The following is a 13,632-nucleotide window of genomic DNA, read 5'->3' on the forward strand; positions in this document are numbered from 1 at the left end:
CAGTCCAATACAGACTCAGCCTCTTGGTTGCATAAAAAATGCGTAACAGATATTAAAACCTGTTACGCAATAAAAGTCTAACTTTTTGGGGTCACATCATTTACCGGCTTTTTCTTTTCTTGCTTCTTCGCAACCTGCCGGGTTTTCCACCCCTTTCTCTGTTTTCTACAACAAAGGGGTGGGGTTACTGGCTTTTTTTATTCTTGCTTCTTCGCAACCTGCCGAGTTTTACACCCCTTTCGATGTTTTCTACAACAAAGGGGTGGGTTTACCGGCTTTTTCTTTTCTTGTTTCTTCGCAACCTGCCGGGTTTTACACCCCTTTCGATGTTTTCTACAACAAAGGGGTGGGTTTACCGGCTTTTTTTATTCTTGCTTCTTCGCAACCTGCCGGTTTTTCCACCCCTTTCTCTGTTTTCTACAACAAAGGGGTGGATTTACCGGCTTTTTCTTTTCTTGCTTCTTCGCAACCTGCCGGGTTTTCCACCCCTTTCGATGTTTTCTACAACAAAGGGGTGGATTTACCGGCTTTTTCTTTTCTTGCTTCTTCGCAACCTGCCGGGTTTTCCACCCCTTTTAATATTTCTTCTTTAAAATAAGTGAAAATGTTAGTGAATTACACTTTATACACTCTATTTCACCTACATTTTCCATATAGCTTGATAGTACATATAACTACATACTTTCTAAGTATTACATATAACTGCCCACTACTTCCTACAATTCTCTACTTCGTGCCAACATCCTGAAAGGTCTCACTCACGCAAGTTTCCAACAATTCTTTATTGTGCAACATCCTAACAAGTCTCACTCACGCAAGTTTCCAACAATTCTTTATTGTGCCAACATCCTAACAAGTCTCACTCACGCAAGTTTCCAACAATTCTTTATTGCTCAACATCCTGAAAGGTCTCACTCACGCAAGTTTCCAACAATTCTTTATTGCGCAACATCCTAACAAGTCTCTACTGTACGCCGGCTTCCAGCAAGCCTTTGCTGTCGCCAAATCGTCCTTCGTCTGTGCTTTCTCCAAGTACCACGCTAAGGCACTGATTGTCCCCTTTCTTTGCAACAGACACAAGACACTTTCCTGCACTGTCAGTGGTTCCTGTTTTCATTCCCTGGCAATATTCATAATAATAATTGCCACTTTTTAGAAGCAGTTGGTTTGTACTTGTCCATGTTTTGCCTAAAGTTTCTGATGTGAACCTTGACTTCTTACATATACTGGCAATTGTTTCGTTACTGTACGCTTCCATTGCAATCTTCGACAAATCACTTGCTGACGTATACTGACCTTCTGCGTCATATCCGTCAGGTGTTGCAAAATGTGTATTTTCAAGATTCATATCACGCACATTTTTATTCATTTCAAGAACAAAACGCTCCACACATTGAGAAGGTGTAAAAGTTTTTCCTTCGTTTGCAATGTTGTCTTCAAAAATTGCTTTTCCCGTGGCGTTTGCCAAAATATACGCAGCATCATTTCCTGACGCAAGTAGCATTCCGTTAAGAAGTTCCTCTACTGTAACTACCTGCCCTTTTGTAAAACCTGCTTTACTTGAATCTGCTGCAATCATATATACTTCGTCACCAATCATTACAACATCATTTAAATTCAAAGTCTGAAGCACTGTAAGTGCCGTCATTAATTTAGTTGTGCTAGCAGGTGCTCTTCTCTCATCTGCGTTCTTTTGATACAAAATATCTTTACTTTTCACATCAACCAATATTGCCGATTTAGCACCCACTGTCTTATTTATTTCCTGGTTGCTTTCTTTATACTCTATTGGTTTCAGGCTGTAATCTGTCCATGGATTTTTTTCGCTAATCACATAATTATCGTGAATAAAATCCCTAACAACTGCTTCACTTTGCACCGCAGTTTTGGCCGGACCTATTGTTTTTGTTTTTTCTTCGCTGTTTACTCCCAAAAATACAATTCCAATGCTTAAAAGCACTACAAGAATTGCACTGAGCAAACATCTTATTTGAGCTTTCATTAAATCACTCCTTCGTTTTTCCTTTCAGTATAATTACTTGTTTACATTAACTATATAATATCAATTATTTAATTAAATTACTAAAAAATTTAATGCAATTTAGGGATGCTCCTCGTCTACTCATCTATAATGGTAGAATTAATAACAAAATTTCTTAAAGGCTATTCAACCCGAAAGATGGAACCTGGTTCCGATTTTATCTACAATAGTAGAAATTCCCCCTGCATTACTTTCACTTCTAATATAAATCATCTGACGTAAAAATATGGTGTTTAAATGAAATATTTTCCCACTGCACTTCTGCCGTAACAGTATTGTCACTTTTCCACTTTTTATACATTTCGTCTGGTAATTTTTTGTCATTAAAAGACATAAGGTTTTCAACCTTGTCGGCAATTTCTTTTTTTTCGAAAACCTTCTTTAGTCTGCTTTTGCTAATTCCGATTTTTGAAAGTAACTCACCGTTTGTCTCCGTGTAGTAATTTGAAAGTTTTATGTCAATCTGGTCGCTTTCTTCCTGAGACAATGTAACTGCATATTCATCCCTTAATGCATACATACATTCCCGCCTGCAAATATCATCAAGAACTGTGCTTTTTACAAGATTTTCCATTGAAACGCCTTTGCTTGTCTTCTTGTTCCAATTTAAATCTTTACCCTTTGTTAAGTAGTATGTTTCGTAAGTTCCCTGGGCTGTATACGCGTAGTATTTGGCTTCATCTAAATATACCTTGATTTTCCCTGCGTGTATGGCAACTGTTTTATCATCTGTTTTTGTAGATGACTCCTGCTCACTTTTGCTACTTGAACTTCCACACCCGGGAAGTGTTAGAACCATGGCTGCCACCATGGAAACTAAACATATTTTCTTTATTTTACCTAAAACTTTCAATTTAATCTCCTTGTACTTTCGTTTCCTATCTTATTGTAGCACAGAAAGTGTGTTCTCTACTCTCCCTGCGTTTTTCTTTTTTATCTTACCCGAACGCCAAAAGTGTTCCCACTTTCCTATCTGCGTTTTTCTTTTTTATTTTATCTCAACGTGGAAAGTGCCTCCACTAATTTCTTTGCGCTTTCAATTACTGTGCTGTTGTCGTTTGACTTTGGTGCGTACTCAAAAGTTAATTTTTCAGGAACAAATTTTAGTCTGCCCTTGTATTCTCTCACCAAAAGTGGAATTCTTGTTGAGTCGATTTTTGCATGATTCCACATTGTTAATTTTATTAATTTTTTGTTGCCTGAAATTTCAGTCACAAAAGCTTTGTGGGCTGCTGCCTTTAAGAGTACAATCTGTAAAAGATTCTCAACCTGATTTGGTATGTCGCCAAATCTGTCAATTAATTCATCCTGCATATCTTCGTATTCTTCCAAAGTTTCAATACCGGCAATGCGTTTGTAAACGTCCATTTTTATTGATTCATTCTTAATGTATGATGCCGGCACGTATGCGTCGCAAACCAAATCAACTTTTGTTTCAAAGTCATCATTTACTTTGTTGCCCTTTAAAGTTTCAATTGCCTGATTCAGCATTTTGCAATAAAGGTCATATCCTACAGCTTCCATGTGACCACTTTGTTTTGCCCCAAGCAAGTTGCCTGTACCACGAATTTCCAAATCTCTCATAGCAATTTTCACACCGGAACCTAACTCTGTAAAATCCCTTATGGCTCCCAAACGTTTTTCAGCCACTTCTGTAAGCATCTTGTTTCTATTATACATTAAAAATGCGTAAGCCATACGGTTCGATCTTCCAACACGCCCTCTAAGCTGATAAAGCTGTGACAGACCCATACGCTCTGCCCCATGAATAATCATTGTGTTGGCATTTGGAATATCAAGTCCCGTTTCAATAATCGTTGTACTTACAAGCACATCAATGTCACCATTTACAAAATCATACATGATTTCTTCAAGCTGTCTCTCGCCCATTTGTCCATGAGCAAAAGCCACATTTGCATCAGGCACCAGACTCTGCACTCTGCCTGCCATGTCTGCAATGTCCTGCACTCTGTTGTAAACAAAATACACCTGACCGCCTCTTGCAAGCTCCCTGTTAATGGCATCTCTCACGATTTCGTCATTATATTCCATAACAAAAGTCTGAATCGGCATTCTTTCCTGAGGTGGCTCTTCCATAACGCACATATCACGAATTCCAATTAAACTCATATGAAGAGTTCTTGGAATTGGTGTCGCCGTTAAAGTCATTACGTCTACATTATTTTTTAATTCTTTAATTTGTTCTTTATGTTTTACTCCAAATCGTTGTTCCTCATCAATAATTAAAAGTCCCAAGTCTTTGAATTTTACGTCTTTTGATAAAAGTCTGTGGGTACCAATTACTATGTCCACATATCCTTTTTTTAAATCTTTAATTGTGTTGTCTATATTTGATTTTGTTCTAAATCTGGAAAGCATTTCAACTCTCACAGGGAAATCCTTGAATCTCTGTTTAAAAGTCTTGTAATGTTGCTGTGCAAGAACTGTTGTTGGCACAAGATAAGCAACCTGTTTGTTGTCCTGAACCGCCTTAAAAGCCGCACGTATTGCAACTTCTGTTTTTCCAAAACCTACGTCTCCGCAAATCAGACGATCCATAATCTTGTTGCTTTCCATGTCTTTTTTTACATCGTTAATTGCAGTTAGCTGGTCGTCAGTTTCCTCAAATGGGAACATTTCCTCAAATTCCTTCTGCCATTCTGTATCAGGAGAAAACTGATAGCCTGTTCCGTTCTGTCTGATTGCGTAAAGCTGCACCAGTTCCTTTGCAATATCTGCAACAGCACGTTTAACCTTGCCTTTTGTTTTACGCCACTCCTGTCCACCTAGCTTGTTTAACTTTGGTGGTTTAGCTTCACTATCAGCGTACTTTTGAATCATATCAAGCTGAGTTGCCAAAACATAAAGATTGCTGCCTCCTGCATATTCTATTTTAATATAGTCCTTTACCACATGGTCAACTTCTACTTTTTCAATTCCCTTATAAATTCCCAAACCGTGATTTTCGTGTACAACGTAATCTCCAATATTCAGGTCCGCAAAACTTGAAATAGTTGTACCTGAATAGCCGTGTTTTTTTCTTTTACGTTTCTTCTTTTCCCCAAAAATATCTGTGTCAGAAATTGCCACAAATTTTATCATTGGGTAGGTAAAACCTTTTCGAAGAGAGCCTTTTACAATCATCACCTGGCCCGGCTGGACTTCTCTTTCGCTATCACTTTCAAAGAAAGCACTAATCTGAAAATCCCTTAAATCCTGGGCAAGTCTTTTCCCTCTTGTAGCTGATGATGTGACAAGTAACACAGAATATTTCTGTTTCTTGTATTTTTTCAAGTCCTCCACAAGCATTTCAAACTGGCTGTTATATGGGCTGACGTTTCGCGCATCCACATCAACAAACTCTTCCACATTAAAGCTTTTTACTTTTTGAGCTATAGTTGTAAAAAGGACTTTTTGTTGGTCATTTATTCTATTTAAAATATAATTTTTGTCCCATAAAATGTCTGTCTGACCTGAAAGCACATACCCTTTAAGCAGTCTGTGGCTCATGCTTTCCTTAAATTCAGTTTCCACAACTCTTAACTGTTCTTCCACCCTTGCCGGTTCATCTATAAAAAATATAGGCTCATCGAAGTAATCCATAAGGCTCACTAAATTCTCACAAAAATAGTTTACATAACTATCAATTGCCACGCTATATGGATTAATATCCATATTTGTCAAAAACTCACCAACTGTATTTTTTAAATTATTAGCTTCCTCTGTGTTAAATTCTTCTCTAAATTTCTTTTCAGATTTCTCTAATTCTTTTTTAATTTTGGCAATGCCTTCCTCAATTGTTTTTTTATCAAGGAAATATTCGCTTGCCGGATAAATTTTCACACTTTCTATATTTTCAATTGAGCGCTGACTTTCCACGTCAAAGCTTTTGATAATGTCAACTTCGTCATCCCAAAAGTCAATTCTGTAAGGTGTCTCGTCTGTTAAAGTGTAAATATCCAAAATACTACCACGAATTGCGAACTGTCCTGGGCTGTCGATTTGTGTTACTGCCTGATAGCCCATCACGGCAAGTTTTGTTTTCAGGGCATCCATTTCCACAATGCTACCCTCGCCAATTTCAATATAATTATCCTTTATCTTTTCCAATGGTTGTATTTTATCAAGAAAAGCATCTACCGTAACTATCACCGTAAAAGGCTTGTTCTCCACAACCTTCTGGATAAACTCTAATCTCTGCTGGAGTATATAGCTTCCATGCACATCTGCGCTAAAGAAAATCAAATCCTTTGCCGGATACATTACAACATCATCTGTAAAACCTTTCATATCATCGTACAGTTCTTTAGCTTTTATGGCACTAAAAGTAACAATGACTTTCTGCTTGTAGCCATTGCTTAATCCGTTAATAAAATGAGCCAGCTGGGAATCTCCGCACCCTGTCACCTGACAGGATTTCTTCCTGGATAAGCAGTCCCTGACCTGCTCATATTCATTTAATTTTTCTAGTGAATAATCAAAATAATTCATACTATATACCGAGCCTCATTAACTTGCTTTCTACATTGCCTATTTATTGTGCCACACTTCTTGCGTTGCATATTTTAATGTATCTTCTGCACTACTATTTAACCAATATATTTTCTGCACGTATTTCATCAAAAATATTCTAATTAAATTTGTTCATGGCTGTTTGTACATCATACATAACAATAACTTCTGAAGCTGATGCAGCATTTCTTACAGCATCGTCAACTATTTCTCTTTCACCCTTTGAAAATTTTCCTACAACATGTTTTACAAGGTCACCTTGATTAGCCCCAACTCCAACTTTGATTCTTGTGAACTGATCTGTGCCTGCATGAGCAATTATGCTCTTCAAACCATTATGACCGCCAGCGCTTCCTTTGGCACGAATACGAATCTTGCCTGTTGGTAAACTAATATCATCTGCGATTACTATTATGTCTTTTGTTGGATCTAACTTGTAGAAATCCATTACAGCCCTAACAGACTCCCCACTTAAATTCATATATGTTTGAGGTTTCACAAGTATAACCTTTTCGCTTCCAATTTGTCCAACACCACATAATGCCTTATGTCTTTTTGTATTAACCTGCACTCCCATTTGGCTGGCAAGTTCATCTATTACGTCAAAACCAATATTGTGTCTTGTTTTGTCATATTTCTTTTCCGGGTTTCCCAGACCTATAATTGCATACATATTAATTCCATTCCTTTTCGTTGTTTAAATTATAATTATACCATTATAAAGGCCTAAATTCAATTTAAGAGATTTAATGATGTTTTACATTATTTGAAACTTTGTATGCTGCAAAAACTGACTCGCTAAATGCCTGTGATGAAAAAAGCATTGTTAAAGCCCAAAGCATTGATAGTAAAGCGAGTGTTCATCCATAGTGTAATGTTATTTCTATAATAAGAAATTCTAAAGGATTTTCTTATTATAGAAACAAAGAACTGCCGCCTCACGATTCTAAATCGTGAAAACGACAGTACCCCGTCTCATTGTGTATATATTACTTTAAAGGAACACACATCTTACTCTGATGCAATTCTAAAGTAAACCTAATTATTCTCTTGGCTCATCCGGCTCAAGTAAAGCTTTTTCGTAAGCTTCTAAAACGATACTCTGGATTGAATTGCGGGTAGCCGAGTTAATTGGATGAGCAATATCTCTATACTCTCCATCTGCTGCTTTACGTGAAGGCATTGCGATAAATAATCCTTTTTCACCTTCTACTACTTTAATATCATGTACTACAAATTCATCATCGATAGTTATAGACACTACAGCTTTCATTTTTCCTTCTTTAGTCATCTTTCTTACTCTAACGTCTGTTATGTTCATATGCTTGTCTTCCTTTCCTTGTAACCTACAAACTATATCTAAAATTACGTTCGTTTATAATTTTAATTTCATTTTCTTCTCCAAGATGATCTCCTGGATTAATTGTACTGTGACTTTCCACAATACAATTTTCTATCACAGCATTGTCTCCAATATATACATCATTTAGAATAACTGAATTTTTTATTGTGCAATTATTTCCTATGTATGCCTGTTTAAACACTACTGAATTCTCTACAGTACCATTAACAATACATCCGCTGGATATCAAACTATTCTTAACGTTTGAGCCCGAATTGTATTTTGCCGGTGGCATGTCTTCAACTTTTGAATAAACATCCGGATATTGTTTAAAGAAGAAATCCCTAACTTCCGGTTTTAAGAAATCCATATTTACGTTGTAGAATTTCTCTATGCTAGATAAATTATTCCAGTAAGAATCTAACTGATATGCATAAATCTTTTTAGATTCCTTATTTCTTATAATAATGTCATTAACAATATCATATCTGTCTTCTGCAACACACTCTTCTAACATCTGAATAAGCAATCTTCTTCTGATTACATAAATTCCTGTTGATACCAATGTACTTGTGCTATTAAGCGGTTTCTCAACAAAATCGATAATTCTTCCATTATTATATGTAGTAACCACGCCATATGATGAAACATCTACGTTACTACCCATATCTTTGCAAACTATTGTAATGTCTGCACCTGTTTCAATATGTCTCTTTAAAACATCATTGTAATCTAATTTGTAAATGCCATCTGCTGATGCCACAATTACATATGGTTCATGGCTCTTCTTAAGAAAGCCAATGTTTTGTGCGATTGCATCGGCTGTTCCTCTATACCAAAAACCATTGTCTGATGTAATTGATGGTGTAAATACATATAAACCACCCTGTTTTCTACCAAAGTCCCACCATTTTGATGAACTTAAATGTTCATTTAACGACCAGGCATTGTACTGTGTTAAAACAGCTACCTTCTGAATGTGGGAATTTGTCATATTACTTAATGCAAAATCAATTGCTCTATAACTTCCTGCTATAGGCATGGCGCCAATAGCTCTCTTTCTTGAAAGTTCCTTTAATTTGGTATTACTACCTCCTGCTAAAATTATTCCAACTGCTCTCATTTATTCTCACCTGCCTTAACTATATAGTCACCTGATGGGAGCTTTCCGTCAGGATAATCCGATGGTTCTGTTTTTCCTGAAATTGCAACATTCTTGCCGATTGTTACGCCATCAGGAATAACTGATCCTTCTCCAATTACTGTCAAATCACAATTATATATCTTCTTGCTTAACTTACTGTCAGCATATTCACCAACACCAATTGTACAATTCTCTCCAACTTCAACATTTTCAGCTATAATACTGCCATAAATCTTAGTTCCCGGCTTTATTACGCTTCCCTGCATAATAATTGAATCGTGAATTTCTGCGTTTTCGCCCACCTCAACATTAGCACTTATTACTGAATTCTGTACAGTACCTCTAATGTCGCAACCTTCACCTACAATACTTTTCTCAACCTCTGCATCTGCTGAAATATACTGTGGCGGAAGTGCATCATTCTTTGTGTAAATCTTCCAAAATTCCTCATATAAATTAAACTCAGGAACGATATCGATTAATTCCATATTAGATTCCCAATATGATTTCAATGTTCCTACGTCCTTCCAGTATCCATTATATTCATAAGCATAGATTGGGCTTCCGCTTCCATGAATGTATGGAATAATGTGCATGCCGAAATCACAATTTGGCTGATCTTTTAACTTTAACAAAGCCTCTTTTAATACAGGCCAACTAAATATGTAAATTCCCATGGATGCCAGGTTACTCTTTGGATGTTCCGGCTTCTCCTGGAATTCTGTTATCTTATGATTATCATCTGTTACTACCACACCAAATCTACTTGCCTCTTCAATTGGAACCGGCATAGCTGCTATGGTTACATCCGCATTGTTTGCCTTGTGGTAATCAAGCATCACTTCATAATCCATCTTATAAATATGATCCCCTGATAAAATTAACACATAGTCCGGATTATATGATTCCATATAATCTAAATTCTGGTAAATTGCGTTTGCTGTTCCTGTATACCATTCTGTATTTTCACTTTTTTCATATGGTGGAAGTACTGTTACACCGCCTATATTTCTGTCTAAATCCCATGGAATACCAATTCCAATATGAGCATTTAGTCTAAGTGGCTGGTACTGAGTAAGTACACCAACTGTATCCACACCTGAATTAATGCAATTGCTTAATGGAAAATCTATGATTTTGTATTTTCCTCCAAAGGCAACTGCAGGTTTTGCTACTTTAGCTGTTAGCACTCCTAAACGACTACCTTGGCCGCCGGCTAACAACATAGCTATCATTTCTTTTTTTACCATGTCCTTCACCTCGCTGCTTAAAAAAATTGTGTACTAGAAGTATAACATTAAATGTGACATATTAAAAGGGCAATAAGTATCTTTTGATGTTTTTTTTATTAGTTTTTTCGTTTTTTTTATGTTTTTTCCTTTTTTCTTTGTGCATTTTGTACATCATTCGACTATTTTTTTGTCACATTTTGATTTTGTTAAATTTTTAGCAATTTTCTGCTATATTTTTTTACCATATTGAACCTTTAAAATTTGTCATAAGAAGTGTATAATAATTAAGTATTTTAAGATGTAAAGGGAGCCTTTTAAAAATTTTTTTCTTCATATTAATATGCAATTTATTTTTATACATACTTATATGTTAATTTTATTAGGTTTTGCCTGTGCAAAAATTTATATATTTAATTTAGGAGAAGGATTATGTACAATTTAGATTTTAATACTCCTGCCAATTTACATTTTACAGGAATTGGTGGCATTAGCATGAGTGCTCTTGCAGAAATTATGATTTCACGAGGTTTTACAGTTACAGGATCAGATTCACACGAATCAAAAATCACTGATCATTTAGAATCTTTAGGAGCAAAGATTTTTTATAATCAGGTAGCTGGTAATATTTCATCTAATATAGACGTTTTAATTTATACTGCTGCTATTAAGCAGGACAACCCTGAGCTTGTTAAGGCAAAGGAACTTGGTATTCCACTTCTTACAAGAGCTGAGTTTTTAGGTCAAATTATGCTTAACTACCCTATGGCAATTGGAGTTTCAGGAACCCATGGAAAAACTACTACAACTTCAATGTTGTCACAAATTATGTTAGAAGGAAACACTGATCCAACTATATTAGTAGGTGGTATTATGCCTGCAATTCACGGAAACACACGTGTTGGCCATTCAGATAAATTAATTACAGAAGCTTGTGAATACACTAATAGTTTCTTATCATTTAAGCCAAATATGGCAATTATTTTAAACGTTGCCGCAGACCATCTTGATTTCTTTAAGGATTTAGATGACATTAGACACAGTTTCAGAAAATTTGCTGAACTTGTACCTGACGACGGTTTTCTTGTTATAAATAGTGATATTGACAACTTAGAATATTTTACTGACGGGCTAAAATGTAAGGTTATAACTGTAGGTTCAGATCCTGCAAAGAGCGATTACAGTGCTGCAAATATTGAATTTGATCAGTTTGCTAAAGGTTCATACGACTTGGTTGTTAACGGCGAAAAGTCATTCCATGTAGCTTTAAATGTTACAGGAGAACACAATATTTATAACTCTCTTGCTGCTATTGCCGCTGCTCACGCAATGGGAATTAGTGATGAGAACATTAAGGCCGGTCTTACACAATACGGTGGAACTGACAGAAGATTCCAGTACAAGGGTAAAGTGGGCGATGTTACTATTATTGATGATTACGCACATCACCCAGATGAAATTACAGCAACTATCAAAACAGCTAAACACTATCCTCATAAGAAAATGTGGGTAGTTTTCCAGCCACATACATATTCAAGAACTAAGTCATTACTTCCTGAGTTTGGAAAAGCATTAAAGGAAGCTGACGCTGTAGTTTTAGCAGATATTTATGCTGCAAGAGAAAAAGACACTTTAGGTGTTAGTTCTTTAGATGTAAAAAAAGAAATCGAAAAATACGGAACTGAGGTACATTACTACCCAAGTTTCAGTGAAATAGAAAATTTTTTACTAGAAAGTTGTTCACCTGGCGATTTGTTAATAACAATGGGTGCCGGAGATGTAGTTAAAATAGGGGAACATCTTTTAGGAAAATAACTTATTAACATCCCACAAAATTTTGTTGATAACTTTCTTCAAAATTTTGTGTTTTTTTTGTTCATAATTTTCGAGTAATTAACATTGGTTTGTTTTCCCCATAAAATAAGGTGTTCGACATTTTTCAGCATTTTTTCCGGCTGATGTATTAACATTATTAACATTATTAACATTGCCAAAAGCCCTTTAAAAATGGGGCATTCAAGCCTTTTGCAACATTGCATTTTTTAAACTTTATGCTATACTCATTCCTGCACGCAGGAAATCCCCTGTATGTGTTTTTGAGAAAAAACAGTAATATTTTTGACGAATTTTCTGTTGAAATATTTTGGGACAGGCAGGAATTTTCCTGTACAAATTTTTTATATTTTTTTTGGAAAAAGAGGGACATAAAGATATGAGCAAGTTAATTTTTGACAGAGGTAATTTTACAGATTTTACTTCTATTTCGAATGTTTTTGTAGATGAATACATGCCAACTGCAAATGGTGAATTTGTAAAGATTTATTTATTACTTTTACGTCTTGTAAACACTGGATGCGAAGATCTTTCAATTCCAACTATTGCTGATACTTTTAATATACTTGAAAGCGACGTTGTTCGTGCTTTGAAATTCTGGTCAAGAGAGAATTTACTCTCACTATCACTTGACGAGGATGGTTCCATTAACGGGATTAAGCTTGAAGCACTTTCAACAAACAGATACATTGTTAGGGATTTAAACAATAAACTTGATACAAACACTGAAGTTTTAGCATCTGCTGCCGGAGAGTCAGCTCCTATTGCAGTTCCTACAGCATCAGGAATTATCGTTCCTAACAAGAAGAAATATTCACCAAGAGAAGTTGAAGCTTTTTCAGACAATGAAGATTTCCAGCAGATTAAGTTCCTTGCTGAAACATATTTAGGCAAGTTACTAAGCCCTACAGAAATCGACAGCATTTTATACATACTTGATGGTTTACAGCTTAGTGCCGACTTTATCGAATACGTTATGGAATCTTGCATTTCATCAGGGCAGAAGTCCCTTTCATACATAGAAAAACAGATTGTTTTTTACTTTGAAAAAGACATTAGAACATTAAAGGAACTTAAGGATTACTTAAAATTACAGAAAGATATTTCAAAAAGCATTTACAAAGCTTTTGGTTTAGATGTTCCAGCAAGACCTATTAAACGTGAAATGTCTTACATAACAAAGTGGACTGATGAGTTAGATTTTTCTGATGAATTCATTATTGAAGCCTGCAACAGATCTGCTGCTCACGCAAGTACAAACAGTGGAAAGTTTTCTTATGCTGATTCAATTTTACTAAAATGGTCAGAAAAAAATGTAACATCAATGGCTGACATTGAAAAGTTGGACAAGGAACACAAAGAAGAATCACAGAAGATTTACAGTGCTAAGGCAAAAGTTGCTAAGAAAATCAGTCGTCCAAAAAATGTTAGAGCTATTGAAAGTAGAAATTATAATCATCAGGACTTCGAAAAGCAGCTTATTATGAACCGAAAAGAAATGGTTGCTAACATTTCTTCAAAAGAAAAATAG

10 protein-coding genes are annotated in these 13,632 nt (G+C 35.7%); 3 read left to right on the top strand and 7 right to left on the bottom strand.

Annotation, left to right across the window (positions count from 1 at the left end; translation table 11 throughout):
* Window positions 1-85 precede the first annotated feature (85 nt).
* Complete coding sequence (locus ACZM4J_RS05780; RefSeq protein WP_489485774.1) at window positions 86-598, top strand: hypothetical protein; 513 nt, start codon at window positions 86-88, stop codon at window positions 596-598.
* Between the two features lie 366 nt (window positions 599-964).
* On the opposite strand, the gene ACZM4J_RS05785 is transcribed toward ACZM4J_RS05780, so the two are convergent.
* From ACZM4J_RS05785 to ACZM4J_RS05815, 7 genes are all read right to left on the bottom strand, one after another.
* A complete protein-coding gene (locus ACZM4J_RS05785) occupies window positions 965-2,002 on the bottom strand; it encodes a D-alanyl-D-alanine carboxypeptidase family protein (protein WP_022164904.1) in 1,038 nt (345 codons plus the stop codon).
* Between the two features lie 238 nt (window positions 2,003-2,240).
* Window positions 2,241-2,894, bottom strand: coding sequence for a hypothetical protein (locus ACZM4J_RS05790; RefSeq protein WP_022164903.1), 654 nt, complete (start codon window positions 2,892-2,894; stop codon window positions 2,241-2,243).
* Between the two features lie 140 nt (window positions 2,895-3,034).
* Window positions 3,035-6,532 (bottom strand): transcription-repair coupling factor, encoded by a 3,498-nt coding sequence (gene mfd, locus ACZM4J_RS05795; RefSeq protein ID WP_428245041.1) that lies wholly within the window; start codon window positions 6,530-6,532, stop codon window positions 3,035-3,037.
* A 139-nt stretch (window positions 6,533-6,671) separates the two neighbouring features.
* Window positions 6,672-7,226, bottom strand: a complete 555-nt coding sequence (gene pth / locus ACZM4J_RS05800) for an aminoacyl-tRNA hydrolase (RefSeq protein WP_489485777.1) — start codon at window positions 7,224-7,226, stop codon at window positions 6,672-6,674.
* Between the two features lie 369 nt (window positions 7,227-7,595).
* On the bottom strand, window positions 7,596-7,874 hold the full coding sequence (spoVG, locus tag ACZM4J_RS05805; protein ID WP_022164900.1) for a septation regulator SpoVG: 279 nt from the start codon (window positions 7,872-7,874) through the stop codon (window positions 7,596-7,598).
* Window positions 7,875-7,899: 25 nt separating this feature from the next.
* Window positions 7,900-9,018 carry a glucose-1-phosphate adenylyltransferase subunit GlgD gene (gene glgD, locus ACZM4J_RS05810; protein ID WP_412335301.1) on the bottom strand — a complete coding sequence of 373 codons (1,119 nt, stop codon included), beginning with the start codon at window positions 9,016-9,018 and terminating at the stop codon, window positions 7,900-7,902.
* Window positions 9,015-10,289 (bottom strand): glucose-1-phosphate adenylyltransferase, encoded by a 1,275-nt coding sequence (locus ACZM4J_RS05815; protein WP_022164898.1) that lies wholly within the window; start codon window positions 10,287-10,289, stop codon window positions 9,015-9,017. Before ACZM4J_RS05815 ends, glgD begins: the two co-directional genes overlap by 4 nt.
* A 411-nt stretch (window positions 10,290-10,700) precedes the next feature.
* Here ACZM4J_RS05815 and murC point away from each other — a divergent pair, with 411 nt between their 5' ends.
* A complete protein-coding gene (gene murC, locus ACZM4J_RS05820; RefSeq protein WP_022164897.1) occupies window positions 10,701-12,083 on the top strand; it encodes a UDP-N-acetylmuramate--L-alanine ligase in 1,383 nt (460 codons plus the stop codon).
* Window positions 12,084-12,480: 397 nt separating this feature from the next.
* Window positions 12,481-13,632 (top strand): DnaD domain protein, encoded by a 1,152-nt coding sequence (locus ACZM4J_RS05825; RefSeq protein WP_022164896.1) that lies wholly within the window; start codon window positions 12,481-12,483, stop codon window positions 13,630-13,632.

The organism is Eubacterium sp. (assembly GCF_057858645.1).